The following is a 16938-nucleotide window of genomic DNA, read 5'->3' as shown; positions in this document are numbered from 1 at the left end:
GGGTTATATGTTCCATAAGGCCAATGTGTTTAAGGGCGAGGGCATAGGTTCCTGGAATGTAAGCAATGTAAAAAACATGTTTTACATGTTTGGTGAAGCGTATGCCTTCAATGATGACCTCGGCGATTGGAATGTAAGCAAGGTGGAAAACATGGGTTATATGTTCCATAAGGCCAATGTGTTTAAGGGCGAGGGCATAGGTTCCTGGAATGTAAGCAATGTAAAAAACATGTTTTACATGTTTGGTGAAGCGTATGCCTTCAATGATGACCTCGGTGATTGGAATGTGGGCAAGGTCACCAATATGGGAGGAATGTTTGGGGTTGCCAGTTCCTTTGAAGGGAAGGGCCTCGAAAAATGGGCGGAAAAAACCAGTCTGGTACAAAGTATGTGGTTGATGTTCTGGGGCGCTGTGAACTTTAGTGCGGATTTAGGCGATTGGAATTTAAGTAGCGTGACCAATATGGGGAGTATGTTCGATAACAACTCAGGCATAAACTGCTCCGATATGTCCTCCACTCTCATCGGATGGGCCAACAATCCCAATACGCCTAGCGGTTTGGATATTGGAACGATCAGGGACTATACCTCCTATGCCAGCGAAGCTTTCAATACACTTGAAATGGACAAAGGCTGGACCATTGCCGGAACGGCCGTAGATGATTGCGGCATGTTCGTCACCACCTGGGTGGTTGGGGACGGTGATTATGGAGACGGAGAGCGGACCGTCACGATCCCTATCAATGGTGATTATGACTATGACTTTACCGTGGACTGGGGCGATGGCAGTACGGCAACAGATATTGATACCAGTGATCCCAATTATTCTTCCGATCTTCTTATCCATGAATACACAAGTGCTGGAGAGAAAACAATTTCCATTGCCGGAGATTTCCCCAGGATCTATTTCAACAATGATGAGGACAGTGACATGAACAAGCTAACGGCCGTGACACAATGGGGCGACATTGAGTGGCAGAGCATGAACGGTGCCTTTTTTGGATGCACCAACATGGATGTCACGGCCACAGATGCTCCTGACCTGGAAAATGTCACCGATATGTACGCCATGTTCGATAGAGCCAGTTCCTTCAATGCGGACATCGGCCACTGGGACGTGGGCAACGTCATCAGTATGTCCCACATGTTCTGGGGGGCCACTTCCTTCAATCAGGACCTTGGCGGTTGGAACGTAAGCAACGTCACCAATATGACTGCGATGTTCGATGGGGCCACAGCTTTTACAGGGGGCAACCTCGGAGATTGGGGGGATAAGACCAGCAAGGTGGAAAACATGGGTTATATGTTCAATGGTGCGAGTGCCTTCAATGCGGACATCGGCGATTGGAATGTAAGCAAGGTTACGTATATGAGGACCATGTTCCGGAATGCCAGTGCCTTTGAAGGTGGTAACATCGGAGGTTGGGGGGATAAGACCAGCAAGGTGGAAAGCATGAGTTATATGTTCTATGGTGCGAGTGCCTTCAATGCGGACATCGGCGATTGGGACATTGGTAGCGTAACGAACGCGGAGGATACAGGTGATGGCCTTTACTCTATGTTTAATTTGTCTGGGATGTCAGCGTCGAACTATGGAGCTACATTGGAGGGCTGGGCCGATAGGAACAACACCCCTACAGGGATTACGCTGGGCGCGGAAAATTTGATATATGACTGTGAGGGGCAAGCGCACAGACAAGAGCTGATTGATACCTATAGTTGGACGTTCGAAGGAGATGCCCTGGGGGACGATCAGGCCCCAGAGCTCACCGTGACCGATCACACCATATATCTGGAAGGGGGCACGGGCACGCTCAACTTGGATGATCTGGACTATAGCGCTGTGGACAACTGTAGCGATGCCGAGGATCTTGTTTTCAGTTTTGATGCCGATGCGACTAAAGAATTTAACCTTGACGATCGGGGTGAGCAAACGGTAGCTTTGTTTGTAACCGATGCCTTTGGCAATGCAGCCAGTGCAGATTTCATAGTAACGGTGGTCAATACGGCCACAGATATTCTCAGCTTCACCATTCCAGGGCAAAGTGGAGAGACTGCGGTTGATTATGATGCCCAAACTATTGACCTGGAAATGCCCGTTGGTACGGATTTGAGTGTGCTGTCTCCGATGATTGAGTTGTCCCCAGGAGCCACCAGCAGTCCGGCTAGTGATTTGGTACAGAACTTCACCAATACGGTAAACTACATTGTTACTGCAGAAGATGAAGCCACCCAACAAGTATGGCGGGTGAACGTTACGGTGGCCGAAGAAGGAGACAATAATGCCACCGATATTCTTACTTTCACCTTTCCAGAACAAACGAGCGATGCGGTGATTAATGCTGAAAACCATACGGTGACTATTGAAGTGGCGTTCGGCACGTCTTTGGACGGATTGACTCCAACAATCACATTATCCGAGGGGGCCAGCATCAGTCCTGAAAGTGGAGCGGCACTGGACTTCTCCAATGCGGTAACCTACACCGTAACCGCTGAGGATGGCACCACCCGACAAGCATGGATAGTGGACGTTACGGTGGCTGAAGAGGAACTCAGCGACGAGACAGATATTCTCAGTTTCGTACTTGCCGGACAAACTAAGACGGCCGACATCAATGCAAATGACCATACCGTATCCATTGAAGTGGCGTTTGGCACGGCTTTGAACGGATTGATCCCGACAATCACATTATCCGAGGGAGCCAGCATCAGTCCTGAAAATGGCGTGGCACGAAACTTCACCGATGCGGTGACCTATAGGGTTACTGCCGAAAATGGCATTACTGAGCAAGATTGGACCGTGACCGTTACAATAGCGACTATGGGTGAACAGGTAGTAGCACCAAAGGGTTTCTCCCCCAATGGCGATGGTATCGGGGATACCTGGGTAGTGGAAAACATACAGGACTATCCCAACAATACGGTTCAGATTTTTAACCAATGGGGAGAAGTGGTGTTTGAAGCCAATGGTTATCAGAACGACTTTGCGGGTATCTCCAACAAGACCAGCAATAGTTTCAAAAGATTACCTGTAGGCCCATATCTGTTTATCATAAATTTAAATGCACCGGAAATAGCCCCTAAACTAGGATGGGTATATATCAATTATTGATGAGGGAACGGACCTAAAAAGGTCCCAGATGTAGTAAGAAATAATTAAGGATAAACGATAAATAAAAAACTCCTCCAAATATTAAAAAGGGGAAGTTAGCTGCCTTAAAGACGACTTCCCTAAACCAAAGAATTAACTACAAATGGTTTTTACCCTTAGACTCTTTCTAATACGAAGGTGAAGCTCACTAATTCTATTGAATCATCCTGCAAGGTCTGTTCCTCCTTATATTGAAATTCAATCTCGTTCTTTGAAAAAGAAATTATCTCCATAGTGAAATTCGTAGTACCGTCATTCTCACGAGCAAGAAGCAAAAATTCTTGGTCCTCTGATAGCTCCCAATAATATTCAAACTCAAAATAAGATATCCCATCTGGATGGCATGTCGTGCCACTTATATGGTCATCTTTTCTATCGTTTACTTAGAATTTGATTCAGATTTCGAAATTATTTTGGTTGTCCTATTTAAGAGAACCAATTTGTTAGCCCTATTAGAATTTTTAATAGCATATAGGCTTAGGATTATGCTGAAAACCCCTAATATTATCGAAAGGAAGGTAAGTGGGTCAAGAGAACAAGTCTTTATTTTTATCTTCCATCCTTTATTTAAATTTTACCAAAGACAATCAACTTTTGGATTGGGTTTTTCTTCTTTTAAAATATTGTTGATGCAACATTCTTTTTCTTTTACTACTAATCCATCACAATCTTGACACCATTTATAGGTGGGGTCAAATTTTTCTTGAAGGATTTTCATGGATGTATTAGCGACATTATCGTCATCATGCATTTCAGCAATTCGAATTAATTGTAATTCAGATTTCATCATCACAATTTACACATAAATAATGTTAACTTCGATATATTTAACTATTCCCTTTAATAAGTTTTATCTTAGAATCGACAATTTCATTTATACTCATAGAACTATCCGGTCCATTCCAACCTTTCTCAATCTCCGCCCTTAAATCCATAATAACATGGTGTCTATAATCTTTTTGTTCTTTTGTTAGGTTTACATTCATTTTACTTTTTTTATGAAAATATTTAAACAAGTAACTGCTAATAATATTTCTTTAAAACCTTATTGATGCAATAATTTCGTAAAAAATGAAAACTAAAGATTTGATAATAAATTTAATTTTTCACGACATTTTCATGTTTTCTTTCATGAAACCAAATCTTCAAGTGTTTTAAATAGAGTTTTTACAGATATGTTGTGTTAAATATTATCGTGATTTTAAATTATTTATGTCTTGATTTTAAATTAGCGATTACAATATAATAACCAAAAAGCTAGTTGATTATTCAGAGTCATTTAACATAAAAGACTTACCAGATAATAATGGTTTCAGTATTCATCCAAATACATTACCAGAATTTAATAATTTATATAGACCGTTAGACAAAAAAAATAATGATTGCCTTTATTGGTTCGAGTTAGAAACTATTGAAAAGGCTACAGGGTTAAATAAACTGTTGAATGAGTTTAGACACTTTAAAAAGAAGGGAGATGAAGGTTATAGAAATATTCCAGCAAAAAACAAAAATGAAAGGAGTAACGTTTTATACATAGGTATTAGAAGAGGAAGTAAGGCTAATAATCCGAAAACAACAAATATAGTTGGGAGAATTAATCAACATTTAGGCTATTATAAAAATCAAAACACCCAAGGCTTACAACTAATTCATATTGCTAAAAATTGTGATTTTAAGTTAACTCTTAATGTGGTAGAAATAGTTAGTACAAATAGTATCTATTTAAATATCATTGAAAAAAAAGTCGCCGATATATTGCAACCTCTTTGTGGAAGACATTAGAAGATGTATTTACTCATATGTTGAGTAAGACTCATTAATATTCATATAATTTGTATCTTTATAATATCAAAGACGAGCAAATTATATTTTCAAAGTTCTCTTTATGGTTTTAGTGTGCAGATAGGTGTGCATATTTAAAAATATTGAAATAAAATACTTAAAAACAGTGAGTTATGAAAAGGTGTTGAGCCTGCCACCCCGACAACATAGAGTATCAATCTATATCAAAAACCTGTTAATCGTATGATTAACAGGTTTTTTCATTTTTAACGATATCAAAGGAGCATAAAAAATACTGTTAAAAAAGACAACAAATCGGATAACAAATCCATTTTAATAAAAGTGTTGACCGAATTGTTAAAATTGAATGATTAGTTGGTAGAATAAATGTATCTTTAAAGTGATTTGACTTTCGTCTGGTAATAAAACAATTATTAACAAAAACGACGAAATCATGAAAATAACAGCAACTTTTCAGCATTTTGTTCTGGGCAGATTTAGCCAGAGCAAAAAACAACCAAGCTTCTATTTATGCAAGAATCACAGTAAATGGTAAACGCGCTACAATCAGTTTAAAACGAAAAGTTCCCGTATCGGATTGGGATGCGCATAAGGGAAGATCCCGAGGGACTAATCAAAATGCAAGAACACTTAACCTCTATTTAGAAGAAGTCAATAGTAGTATTTTTAAAAGCTATCAAGATTTAAAGCTAGAACATAAGCTTATAACCTCCCAAGCCATAAAATCGAGATATTTAGGAGAAGACGAACAAAACCATACTGTTTTAGATATCGTAAACTATCACAATGAAGATATGCAAGGTAAATTAAAATGGGGCACCCAAAAGAACTACTATACTACCCAAAAGTATATCGAAAAGTTTCTACTTAAAAAATATAAAACGACCGATTTGTATTTACAACAACTAGATTACGATTTCATAATAAAATTTGAAAAGTATCTAAGAAGTTATATCCCCCAAGACCATCAAAAACAAATGGGAAACAATACGGTAATGAAACATATAGAACGTTTTAGAAAACTCATAAACTTAACTTTTAAATTAGGTTGGATAACACGAGATCCCTTTGTTAATTTTAAATCCCAGTACATAAAAACAGAAAGAAACTTTTTAAGCCTATTAGAACTAAAAAGTATTGAAGAAAAACAATTCAAAATAGAACGGTTACAACTGGTAAAAGACCTCTTTGTGTTTAGTTGTTATACCAGTTTAAGCTATATAGATGTTATTAATTTAACAGAAGATAATATCAATATGGGAATTGATGGAGAACTATGGATTCATTATAAACGAGAGAAAACCAGAAAACCTATTAGAATTCCTTTACTACCTAAAGCATTAGAAATAATAGAAGACTATAGAGGTAATCTGAAAACCAGTGAAAAGCGGACGTAAATATTATCTTTTGTTTTTTATATTCAATAAAAAAACGCAAACTGGTGATACCAGTTTACGTTTTATAGAAAGCAATAAGTTTTAGTTATTTATGAAACACTTTAACAATATTAATAACACTTACTTTTATTGCTTAACAATTTTTTTAGTAGCTATTTGTCCTTGTGTATTTTCAATTTTTAAAAGATACAAACCAGAGGTTAATTTACTAGTGTTTATTGTTGTATTGGTAGTACTTAATACTTGTTTACCTAAAATGGAATAAAGTACAGCCTGTTTTAGCTCAAAACCTGCAGGCCCATTTATAGTTAATGTATTAGTTACTGGGTTATTTACACTTATAGCGTTACTAAATATATCATCAATAGATGCAGTTTCACATATAGTACTATCTCTGTTAATGTTCCACCCTTTATCTTCAAGATTTTGTACGGCATCTGCCGCCGAATCATCATAGCCAACTTGGATCGTGAAGGTTCCAGATGCAGTATCATCATTATTTCCCCATCCTATAAGGGTTGCAGTATAGTTACTACAATCCATGGCAGTACCGTCAAATATATTGGTAACGTACGTAGGGCCACTCATACTGGTAAGGTTCCAGTTGCTAAGATCTGCATTGAAATTAGAAGCGTCACGAAACATACTCCCAAATTGTTGCACATTGCTCACATTCCAGCTATTAAAGTCGGTATTAGCTCCAGTAAGCCCACTTGCTTCTCGGAACATACCCCACATATGTGTTACATTTAGTAAATTAGGAGCATCTGTAGCATATACATCCAGATTGCTACATCCTTCAAAGGCATCGCCCATCCATGACCATAGTATATTTCCCCACTGCTCTACGGTTTGAATCTTGTTCTGGTTGTCGGCGTCAATATTATTAAAATAAATAGCAGGGAACACACCTGTAATGGTTACAGTATAGGTGTCTGCATTTGTGTAGGTATGGGTAAGTGCAGCATCATTAACATTATTTGTAGCAATATCTGATGTACTATTATCGCCCCAGTCTACAATAAAATCATAATCATAATCACCATTAATAGGTATGGTTATGCTCTCGTTTGCAGTGGTAGTTTGCCAAGTGGTAATAAAAGGGACATCTCCAAAAAGAGACGCTATATCAACTGCTTCTACCCAGTTAGATGTAGAGCCATCTAAGGCAAAATTAGCTAATGTCCCATTATGATTGTTCCCAGAAAAATCAATCAATGTGGTTTCTAATGTATTATCTTCATTGGCAGTACCTTGGTTAAAAGGGTAATACGCTAATAGATTATCTTCGCTACCTGATAATTTTGTTAACATCTGATTTTGAACTTCAGCCTGAGACTTTGCTACGCCCCAAATTCTTAATTCATCTAAGGTAGCTTTACCCTCTTGGTCATAGGTACCGCCTGTACCTGGCCATTTAAGAGCACCTAAGGTAAGAAAAAGGGTCTCAAATTCAGTTGTTTCGCTACTTATTGTGTCACTATGTTCTTGATTTCCATCAATGTAAAACGTTATATTAGTACCATCTTTAACAATAGCCGCATGATGCCATAAGTTATCTCGAGCAATCTCTTTACCACTAAGAATAGCTTTATAAGCATTATTATTTGGACCATCCCACTTACTAAATTCTATTCCACTTTCGTTTATAGAAACCTCGTAGGCATAAGGAACAGATGCTTCACCAGACCATGTTAAAAGAGCTGTTCTAGCACTACCACTAGAGTGTTCTTCATCAGTTTTTATCCAAAATTCTATAGTAGCTTGATCTGGCATTGAAAAGTGATCTAGAATCGCATAATCATCTACTCCATCTAAATCTAAAGCATTGTCGTTCTCGGTGTCAAGATTGAAATCAATAAAATCGTTTTCGGTAACGCCTTCTACAAAATTGGAGCCATCACCCGTTAGAGCAAAATTATTAGAAAATGTACCATTGCCACCTACTTCATTAATTAATGTTGTTATTGCTGTATTATCTCCATCTGCAGTTCCTTCATTAAATTTGAAATACGCTACTAGATTACTATAATTATCTTCATTACCTGTTAGCTCAGTATTCATTTGTACTTGAATTTGAGTTAAGGGTTTAGCATAATTCCAAATTCTTAGTTCATCGAGTTTAGCTTTAATAAAATGTTGAAAAACATTAGAATTAGCATATTGTTGAGCCCCTATATTAAAGTTTCCCGTAGCCACATTGATATCCTCCCATGTCCAAAAGCTATTTACATTTGTTCCCTCTGACGCTAGAACACCATCTAAGTAAATCACATAGTCAGAGGTATTAGGAGTATCCGCACTCATTTTTTTAGTAATGGCAAAATGATGCCATTCGTTATTATTAATTATGGGATCATCATAACTACCTGAATTAAAACTAAAACCTTCGCCATCACTGGCTTCATTTGCGGCTGAATGAAGTTCCCTCCTAAATACTATCTCCCCATAGTCTGCATTAACATCATACATCATTTTTGGATAATCAGCAGCATCACCATTAGTAGACCAATTAACTATAGCTTTTTTTTGGCTATAAGTCATCGCCGGATGTCCCGTATCTGTTTCATTCCAATAATACCAATCAGCTGAAACCAAATCAAGATCATCATCAAAATTTTCGGGAGTGCCGTTATCATTATAAGTAACATGATCACCATTACCTCCTATCATATCAGATTTATACCAAAATTCTATGGTAAATTCTTCAGGGATTTCAAAATGTTCGCCTATTATATAATCTTGAGATCCATCAAAGTCTAAGGCGTTGCCTAAGTCTTGTGCGTAAGTAATTTTATATATTACAGAAAGTAAGAGTATTAACAATACTCTAAAAAAGTTTTTGTGTTTCATTATTAAATTTTTTTGTTTATAAAATTAAATTATTTCGCAAAGGATAAAAACAACCACTACTACCCCAAAAAAAAGTGCCGAGTAAAGCTTAATTAGGGAAGAACTATATGTTTTTGGGGATTTCAGGAAATTGATTTTAGGCTCACAGTGTTCATTATCTGTTGTAAATAGAGAGCATTAAATCTTCAGCGTTTTACTTAAATTCTGAATAATTAAGTTTTCAAGAATTAAAACCATTTAACCCAAATGCAAAATAAAAAGTGCAGACATGTACTAAAACTGGGATAAAAGTGTGCAGTGTTGGGATGTGGAAAAACCAAAAAAGAAAATTTAGAGCGTGTCTTTAACAGATTTCCAATAGCATATACTTTTGGGCGTTTTTTTGCTTTTCCGTTGGTCTATTATGTTCTATTTCAATAATGCCACCAAACAAACCTTGTTCAACAAAGATGTGTATACCACTGTAAAGCATTAAGCTTATAGTAAAATCTGTCAGATATAATATGACATCAAAAAAAACCGACTAAATTAAAAATAGTATTAATTACCTTATATAATAACTAAAATATTATATTTGAGTGTCTGAGATAGACAAAATACAACAAAAGTTCTTATCAAATATGTTACCTAATCGGTTACCAAGTTAATACCATAAAGCGTAACTTTTTGATTGTTAAAATATAAGGGGCTGTGGCAAACATCCTGCCACCCCGACAAAATTGGTTTCAAACGAAACTATAAAAATGACAACTAAATGATTTTTAGTGAAATTAATTTTTTCTGATTTCATTTAGTTCGTTTTAATATCACAACAAAAGTTACCTATTCGGTTACCTATTTAAAACCGAATTTTTTCACTAAATTGGTAATTCCATAGCGTTTGACTTTCGTTTCGATTTGACTTTCGATTTCAAATCGAGTATTAACTTAAAGTGATATTATATGGGCGATTGAAGAACATTTAGCATCCATTTTTGGATTAATATATCCAAAAAGGAAAAGTGATTTAGCTGCGATTTATGCCTGTGTAACCGTCGATGGAAAACGCGCTGAAATCAGTTTAAAACGTCAAACATCGGTTATCTATTGGGACAGAAAACCCAAGAAAACTGCGGGAAGGACACCTGAAGGCAAGGAATTGAATACCAAATGTTCTACAACGTCTCATATAAGAATAGGAATGGATTTTGAAACATTGCCTTTTCGACAAGTACAGACCTTTTATATATTCACTTACTTTTGTTCTAGCGATTAAGCGGCTATTATTTTATACATTTTTGTTATGTGCTGGCTTTTCCGTTTTCCAATATTTCAATAAAATTCTTTATAAACTCATCTACATATTTCCCCTTTGGGTCTAAATTAGGATCCAGAATCGTAATTTCAATTCCAACAGCTTTTTTGCTTGAAAGTAAGGGAGTTAATAACTCTCTAAACTCTTTATATGTAAGTCCGTCAATTTCTCTGCTATCAACGGCAGGCATGATGTCATCGTTTAAAACATCAACGTCAAGATGAATAAAGAACCCATCTAAATTATTTTGCCATACTAATTCCAAAAATTGATTTGCTGTTTTTGTAAATCCATTGCTTCTTAATCTTTTTAAATCGAAGTATTGTATATCTGATTCTAAAATTGGACTTACATATTCTGGGTCATATTCCCTATTTCCGACACAAAAGACATTCTTTTCCTTGAAGTATGGTTTTTGATTATAGATATTGGTCAGTTTATTGTGTCCGTAACCTGTAACGATTGCCAAATCCATTCCTGCAGCACCACCAGTTCCTGAAAGTTCAGGCCAAATAAAGTCTGTATGACCGTCAATGAAAAAAAGACCATAGTTTCCTTTTTGTTTTAGGGCGATTGAATTACCGATAAGAATGCTACAGTCTCCACCAATGATTACTTGAAAAATATTCTTGTCTATTGTGTCAGACAATATTTTACTTTGCTTAATTGCATACTCAATTATTTTGTCTGCATTTCTAACACCAGATTCAACGTCCAAATCCATTGTGTATTTCGGAGGTTCTATTCTTAAAGTTTTTTCAGGATTTATTTTTTTATGAAAACCGTGTCTTTTTAACCACTCTGGTAGTTTTTTAACACCTGGTTCAATTTCAGAATTGCTTTTTTTTAGACCTAAATTAGAGGGGAATTCTAATATGTTAATTTTGTTACTGTTCATTTTCAATGTTGTAGCTAACGGTTTTTTATGAAAGGTAGAGTGTAAAAAGACACTAGCTTTTCAGATTAACACAGAATCAAATTTTTATCTTTTTTGTTTTAAAAGACAAATTTAAAAATTTGGAAGTCTTCTCAAATCAGTATAACCCTCTAGGTTTAGCACTTACTAGATATGTTTACGGGGTTAGGAAATGTATTTTATCCCTTTTCAAAACATTGTTGTCCAACAGCACCTCCACTAAATTCTAAAATAATATTTCTGTCATAATAAATATAATAACAATCATCATTATATTCAGCTAGTTCTTTTTCAGTCAAATTGTTTTCAAAGAATTTATAAGAGTATTTTTCCATTCCACTTCTTTTAAATCCAACAGCAACTATTTTTTATATACGTTTTAGTCACAGGCTTTTCCTTCCGATTATACTCGGATCGAACACATATAAGCCCAAATTATAAAAAGGATTTGTAAAGGAATTCTAAACCACAAATATGCAAGACCATTTCCGTCAAATGTTCCTTTTTGATAATTCACATTATTTATAGAAGCATAAATATTAGCTGGTAACATTAGCAGAAGAAAAATGATTAGTGTCCACCCAGATATATATATAAGTCTGGGAATTAGAAGTCCTATTGCAATTAAGATTTCAAATACTCCTGTTAGGTAAACAAAACTTTCTTTGAAAGGAATAAATTTAGGTATCATCATTGACATTCCTTTTGTAAATACAAAATGACCAATAGCCGTAAATGCAAGCATTATTGACATTGCAATTCTAGCAGATAAAGCAATGTCGTATTCTTTTTTAATCAGCTTAATTACAAAAATTGAGATACTAAAACTTAATAAAAGTACAATTAGTGGTTTCATGTTTTTTCTGAATTATTGAAATGCAAAGGTTAGAAAACACCAAAGTAAAAACAATGAACCCAAGTTAAGTAATGCGTTTTCTTATTCTGCTCAATGCTTGCGGAGTTATGCCAATATATGATGCAATATATTTTAATGGAATTTGCTGTAACAATTCTGGTCTGTTAGAGAACAAGTCCAAATATCGTTCTTCTGCTGTTTGACTTAATAAGGAAAGTTCTCTTTTTGATTTTATTAAAAACATATTTTCAGCCATTTTTCGTCCAATAATATTTCCACTGTTTGTTTTCTCATAAACTTCTTGTAAGTCTTTATTAGAAATTCTCCACAAAATGGTTTCTGTTAAAGTTTCAATTTGGTATTCGGAAGGACTTTGTGTTAAAAGTGAATCATAGGCCGTAATAAATGCATTGTTAAAGACAAAACCAAAGGTTAAATCAAATTCATCTTTTGGAATATAAAGTCTGATTATTCCTTTAGTTATAAATGATAGATGTTTTTCAATCTCTCCAATTTTCAGCAAAGGAGTGTTTTTTTTGAATTTTACTTCTTGCAATTTTGAAGAAAAAAACTGCCAATCAGAATCACTAATTAGAGTGATATCCTCAATAAAATTTCTGATTTCGTTCATTTGCGAAGTGTCCTTATTTGCTTGTGACTAATGGTCTTGCGTATGGTTAGTTGCAGAAAAGGACGTGAGTCATTTTCCGCTGTAGCTCAAAGTTAATTAATTTACGTGAATTTCCGTTGAGGAAATTCAGCCGCAATTAATTATAGGAAACGTTGTCGGCCACAGTAGTCAATTACCCTTTTTGTCAATAGTTTTAAATTCCCAAATTTGGCTGACAACATTAAAATGTTCGATTTTATTGGGAAGAAACTGTCCAAAAAAAGAAAACTCCTGTAAACCATTTTTTTAACTTCTTTTGTCGAAGCTCCATATTCCCAATTTGGTCTTTTTATTGGTCTCAAATGGAGTTAAAACTATGTATTTTAGTGTATGTCGCTTTCAGCTTCTAAAAACTTTTGACACGAACCAGCCTGCCAGCTGGCATGTTTCACGAATTCACACGAATTCAGTTTTACCATATTTCACGAAGCAGACTTTCAGTCTGCCAAAACGAACCTATGGACTTCCAGTCTATAGGAGTGGTTTATTTTAAAGGTCTTAGTTTAAGTCCTTAGTAAGAGTTGTGCAAGTTTTTTGGCGGTCCGTTTTTTAAGAGTTTATCTATTAGTCCATCATAAAACTAGCTGACAAGAAAATTGATAGTATAAGTAGTAGGTGTTTCGTATTTATAATGCTACAAACAAACATTAATTTTTTCATCAATTTGTTGCATCAAAGCCCATATATAAATATGATAATCTTTAACATGAAAATTTCCGTCTGTAAAGAGAATAGAGCTTTCTAAATTTTCTAATTCGTTAGGGCGTTGGTCAGATGTGTTTGCAATGTAATTTACTGCCAAACCTGTTTTTATATTAGATTCTCTTTTAAAACGAGCTGTGTACATATTGTCAAAAGCTACAAAATTTGCACCATTACTAAAATCATACTGAGTGCCTGGTGTTATATAACGCAATGGGCTACTTTGCGTATCAAAAATTAAATTGTCTTGAAAAAACGTGTCATTATTTTCATCAGTTGTGCGATATACCAATCCACTATTTACCAAAGTCTCGCTATACGATGGGAAGGTTGAGTTCGGTTCTGGTATAGTCTTATCATTTTCATAACTTCTCCAGTAATGAACACAACCACACTCACTAGTAGCCTTACAAAGACCTATGTTTTGCCACCAACCACCTAATGTTGAATTATCGAGCGCATACACATAGCCCATTCCTCCTAATGCAGCTGTTACTAATTTTTCTCGTAGTTCTGGATTGGTGTCAAAGAGGTCTCTCACTAACATTGCTAAAAGAAATGACCCTTGAGAATGCCCAGCAAGAATGATTTTGTTGCCATTATTATGGTTGTCCAAGTAATTTTGAAAAGAGGCCTTTATATCGGAATAGGTTTCTAATAAACCTGCAGCCCTTTCTTCCTCTGTGTGAAAAGTACTTAAGAAGGATGCAGGTGTGGCTTGCCTATATTTTGGTGCATAAAATCGACCATACTTTGCCAATAATGCTCCCTGAGCCAAAATCGTTAGACCGATATAATTTGTATCCTGATTATCAATTGATACTGTACTTGGAAATGTAGGTGGATTTTCAAGATGGGTTGGGTGTACCCAAAATACATCAATACCTGTATTTGTAGCGGCATTATTGCTAACCTCAATGTTAGAACTGATGCTTAAATTTTCATCAATTACGGCAATATCTAAATCATAATTTTTCAAAAAATTAAAAGGTTGATTGGGATGAAAATACCAATTCGTCAGACTGTTATAGTCAATTGTTGAAATAGGAATTTCGATAACATTAGGTTCAGGTTTTTGCTCTTCTTGATCTGATGAACAAGAGAGAATAAAAAATAGAAGTAAAAATGTCCAGAGATTTTTCATTTCTTAGGGTTTTGATAGTTCTTTGACTTTTTTAACTTAAAAGGTTTAATTTGTATTTCAAATTATTTTTTAAAAAATAGTTAGTACGATTTTGTGTTATAACAATATCCAATTAGTTGTGTTTGAACGTAAACAGGGTTTTCCGCGGGAAAATCAGATGTAACAAAAGTGTACTAATCTTTGACTGAGCAACTAATTTAGTATTATTTTTATACAACTGTTAGCTGTAGTGGTTTCGGAAATGATTTTCAGTTATACCTTTTTCTAAATTCCAAAGGCGCTAAATTCGTTTTTGCTTTGAAGAATTTATTGAAAGATTGTGGATGTTCATAACCCAATTCGAAAGCAATTTCATTGACTGAAAGTCCAGTTGTGGTCAATTTTTCTTTGGCCTTTTCAATCAGTTTATTTTGGATGTGCTGTTTTGTGTTTTGTCCTGTGAGTGAACGCAGTAAATCACTCAAATAACCTGACGAAACATTTATGTATTCTGCAATTCCTTGAACTGTAGGCAATCCTTGTTCTGCTGTTTTTTCGCTTTTGAAGTATTAGTTAGCTAAAATGAGTATTTCTCCTTTTGTTTGATATTTGTACGGTTTTTTTACCATTCTGATTAACGTTAAATTAAGTTATTGATTTTATAATCAAACTTTGGTTAGTCAATCCAAATTTATCGATTTGTTTTGTAAGCCTATCTTCTTCCTTTTGGCATTTCTGACCTATACACGCATGTTTGAGGAATCGATGCCCTCAACCCAATATGATTTTTAAAAAAGAAACATAAAAAAAGTGGTCAGAATTTCTTCCGACCACTACTGTCTTTTCAGGCAACCTTATTTTTTTGTATCAAAAAAGAAAGTTTACATAGCTGCTTTATAAATTGCAATAGTGTCTTCCATAGTTACTTCTCTTGGGTTGCCTCCAGTACAGACGTCAGCGAGAGCATTTTTAGCCATTTCTACAAAATCTTCTTCTTTAACGCCAAGTTCTCTTAATCCAGAAGGAATACCAACAGATTTAGATAATGCTTTAATAGCTGAAATAGCAGCATTTGCTCCTTGTGTATCACTCATTTCTAATACGCCAATTCCCATCGCTCTTGCCACTTTTTTTAACTTATGGGCACAAGAAGGAATATTAAATTGTTCTACATGAGGTAATAAAATGGCATTTGCAACACCATGAGGTAAATCATACATGCCTCCTAGTTGGTGTGCCATTGAATGAACATACCCTAAACCTGCATTAGAAAATGCCTGACCTGCAATAAATTGACCCCATGCCATTTTACTTCTGGCTTCAAGATTTTTTCCATCAACAACGGCTATTTCTAAACTTTGTGAAATTAACTTAATTGCTTCTAAAGCTAAAGCATCAGACCAACCAAAGGCTCCTTTAGTTACATAAGTTTCTATGGCATGAGTAAGTGCGTCCATTCCTGTAGCAGCAGTTAATTCTGCTGGTTTTCCTAGCATTAATTCGGGATCGTTTACAGCAATAGATACTAAACAATTTTTATCTACCATAACCATTTTTATATGGCGCTTTTCATCAGTAATAACGTAATTAATAGTTACTTCGCTAGCAGTACCTGCAGTTGTATTGATAGCGATAATTGGTAGCGAAGCATGTTTTGTCATGTGAACGCCTTCATAATCTGCTATATTACCTCCATTAGTTGCTAAAATACCAATTGCTTTTCCGCAATCTTGAGGTGATCCTCCTCCTAATGTTAAAATAAAATCACAAGAATTTTCTTGTAATAATTTCAAACCATTATTTACATTTTGAGTTGTTGGGTTTGGTTGAACTTCATCAAACAATACAACTTCTATGTTTGAGGCTTTCATTACTTCTATTACTTTTTTAGCAACTCCAATTTTTACTAAAATTTTGTCAGTAACAAAAAGTGCTTTTTTGTAAGGAAGACTTTTTAGTTCATCTCCAAGATCATTTAATGCTCCTGGACCAATTAAACTTAAGGGAGGTAAGTAAATTCTTCTGTTTTGTAACATTTTGTTCTATTTTTAATCTATATTATTCCTCGAGATTCTGTCTCGGGGTATTTCATTTATTTTATTTTTTAGATTGTAAATAAAGAATTTCTTGAAACCTACTATCCCTGCCTTTGCCAACAGATTAGAGGCAAAAT

13 protein-coding genes and 1 pseudogene are annotated in these 16938 nt (G+C 35.2%); 4 read left to right on the top strand and 10 right to left on the bottom strand.

Going from position 1 to position 16938, the window contains the following annotated elements; genetic code table 11:
* Nucleotides 1-3112: BspA family leucine-rich repeat surface protein (locus Q4Q40_RS08685; protein ID WP_303301394.1), on the top strand; the 3112-nt coding region annotated here is incomplete at its 5' end.
* 613 nt (nt 3113-3725) lie between these two features.
* On the opposite strand, the gene Q4Q40_RS08680 is transcribed toward Q4Q40_RS08685, so the two are convergent.
* Together Q4Q40_RS08680 and Q4Q40_RS08675 are read right to left on the bottom strand one after the other, a co-directional pair.
* Entirely contained in the window at nt 3726-3938 is a 213-nt protein-coding gene (locus Q4Q40_RS08680; protein WP_303301393.1) for a hypothetical protein, read from the bottom strand.
* Between the two features lie 40 nt (nt 3939-3978).
* Nucleotides 3979-4137: a hypothetical protein gene (locus Q4Q40_RS08675; protein ID WP_303301392.1), complete on the bottom strand. Its 159-nt coding sequence runs from the start codon at nt 4135-4137 to the stop codon at nt 3979-3981.
* Nucleotides 4138-4591: 454 nt separating this feature from the next.
* Between Q4Q40_RS08675 and Q4Q40_RS08670 the strand changes: the two genes are divergently transcribed.
* Together Q4Q40_RS08670 and Q4Q40_RS08665 are read left to right on the top strand one after the other, a co-directional pair.
* On the top strand, nt 4592-4933 hold the full coding sequence (locus Q4Q40_RS08670) for a hypothetical protein (protein ID WP_303301391.1): 342 nt from the start codon (nt 4592-4594) through the stop codon (nt 4931-4933).
* Nucleotides 4934-5415: 482 nt separating this feature from the next.
* Entirely contained in the window at nt 5416-6351 is a 936-nt protein-coding gene (locus Q4Q40_RS08665; RefSeq protein WP_303301390.1) for a site-specific integrase, read from the top strand.
* A gap of 126 nt (nt 6352-6477) precedes the next feature.
* Here the strand turns inward: Q4Q40_RS08665 and Q4Q40_RS08660 are convergent, their stop codons facing one another.
* Nucleotides 6478-9204: a LamG-like jellyroll fold domain-containing protein gene (locus tag Q4Q40_RS08660; protein ID WP_303301389.1), complete on the bottom strand. Its 2727-nt coding sequence runs from the start codon at nt 9202-9204 to the stop codon at nt 6478-6480.
* Between the two features lie 937 nt (nt 9205-10141).
* Here Q4Q40_RS08660 and Q4Q40_RS24055 point away from each other — a divergent pair.
* Nucleotides 10142-10459, top strand: a complete 318-nt coding sequence (locus Q4Q40_RS24055; RefSeq protein WP_345027363.1) for an Arm DNA-binding domain-containing protein — start codon at nt 10142-10144, stop codon at nt 10457-10459.
* Between the two features lie 25 nt (nt 10460-10484).
* Here Q4Q40_RS24055 and Q4Q40_RS08655 read toward each other — a convergent pair whose 3' ends face one another.
* From Q4Q40_RS08655 to Q4Q40_RS08625, 7 genes and pseudogenes are all read right to left on the bottom strand, one after another.
* A complete protein-coding gene (locus Q4Q40_RS08655; RefSeq protein WP_303301388.1) occupies nt 10485-11396 on the bottom strand; it encodes an arginase family protein in 912 nt (303 codons plus the stop codon).
* Nucleotides 11397-11593: 197 nt separating this feature from the next.
* The gene (locus Q4Q40_RS08650; RefSeq protein ID WP_303301387.1) at nt 11594-11749 is read right to left on the bottom strand and encodes a hypothetical protein; all 156 of its coding nucleotides are present in this window, start codon (nt 11747-11749) and stop codon (nt 11594-11596) included.
* Nucleotides 11750-11817: 68 nt separating this feature from the next.
* Nucleotides 11818-12270: a DoxX family protein gene (locus tag Q4Q40_RS08645; RefSeq protein ID WP_303301386.1), complete on the bottom strand. Its 453-nt coding sequence runs from the start codon at nt 12268-12270 to the stop codon at nt 11818-11820.
* A 64-nt stretch (nt 12271-12334) separates the two neighbouring features.
* Nucleotides 12335-12901 carry a Crp/Fnr family transcriptional regulator gene (locus Q4Q40_RS08640; RefSeq protein WP_303301385.1) on the bottom strand — a complete coding sequence of 189 codons (567 nt, stop codon included), beginning with the start codon at nt 12899-12901 and terminating at the stop codon, nt 12335-12337.
* Between the two features lie 673 nt (nt 12902-13574).
* Complete coding sequence (locus tag Q4Q40_RS08635; RefSeq protein ID WP_303301384.1) at nt 13575-14786, bottom strand: DUF3089 domain-containing protein; 1212 nt, start codon at nt 14784-14786, stop codon at nt 13575-13577.
* A 248-nt stretch (nt 14787-15034) separates the two neighbouring features.
* Nucleotides 15035-15307, bottom strand: a pseudogene (locus tag Q4Q40_RS08630) (helix-turn-helix domain-containing protein); the annotation flags it as partial.
* 339 nt (nt 15308-15646) lie between these two features.
* Nucleotides 15647-16801: an iron-containing alcohol dehydrogenase gene (locus tag Q4Q40_RS08625; RefSeq protein ID WP_303301383.1), complete on the bottom strand. Its 1155-nt coding sequence runs from the start codon at nt 16799-16801 to the stop codon at nt 15647-15649.
* Nucleotides 16802-16938: the final 137 nt, after the last annotated feature.

Origin of the sequence: Flavivirga jejuensis (genome assembly GCF_030540765.1) — a bacterium.
Classification (GTDB): Bacteria; Bacteroidota; Bacteroidia; order Flavobacteriales; family Flavobacteriaceae; genus Flavivirga; species Flavivirga jejuensis.
Note: the sequence above shows the minus strand (reverse complement) of the source record. Positions and strands in the feature narration are given on the sequence as shown.

What these genes read in the sequence shown, in the direction of transcription:
- Q4Q40_RS08675 (WP_303301392.1), bottom strand. Translation starts at nt 4,137, where the DNA reads ATGAATGTAAACCTAACAAAAGAACAAAAAGATTATAGACACCATGTT.
- Q4Q40_RS08640 (WP_303301385.1), bottom strand. Translation starts at nt 12,901, where the DNA reads ATGAACGAAATCAGAAATTTTATTGAGGATATCACTCTAATTAGTGAT.
- Q4Q40_RS08655 (WP_303301388.1), bottom strand. Translation starts at nt 11,396, where the DNA reads ATGAACAGTAACAAAATTAACATATTAGAATTCCCCTCTAATTTAGGT.
- Q4Q40_RS08650 (WP_303301387.1), bottom strand. Translation starts at nt 11,749, where the DNA reads ATGGAAAAATACTCTTATAAATTCTTTGAAAACAATTTGACTGAAAAA.
- Q4Q40_RS08680 (WP_303301393.1), bottom strand. Translation starts at nt 3,938, where the DNA reads ATGAAATCTGAATTACAATTAATTCGAATTGCTGAAATGCATGATGAC.
- Q4Q40_RS08625 (WP_303301383.1), bottom strand. Translation starts at nt 16,801, where the DNA reads ATGTTACAAAACAGAAGAATTTACTTACCTCCCTTAAGTTTAATTGGT.
- Q4Q40_RS08635 (WP_303301384.1), bottom strand. Translation starts at nt 14,786, where the DNA reads ATGAAAAATCTCTGGACATTTTTACTTCTATTTTTTATTCTCTCTTGT.
- Q4Q40_RS08645 (WP_303301386.1), bottom strand. Translation starts at nt 12,270, where the DNA reads ATGAAACCACTAATTGTACTTTTATTAAGTTTTAGTATCTCAATTTTT.
- Q4Q40_RS08660 (WP_303301389.1), bottom strand. Translation starts at nt 9,204, where the DNA reads ATGAAACACAAAAACTTTTTTAGAGTATTGTTAATACTCTTACTTTCT.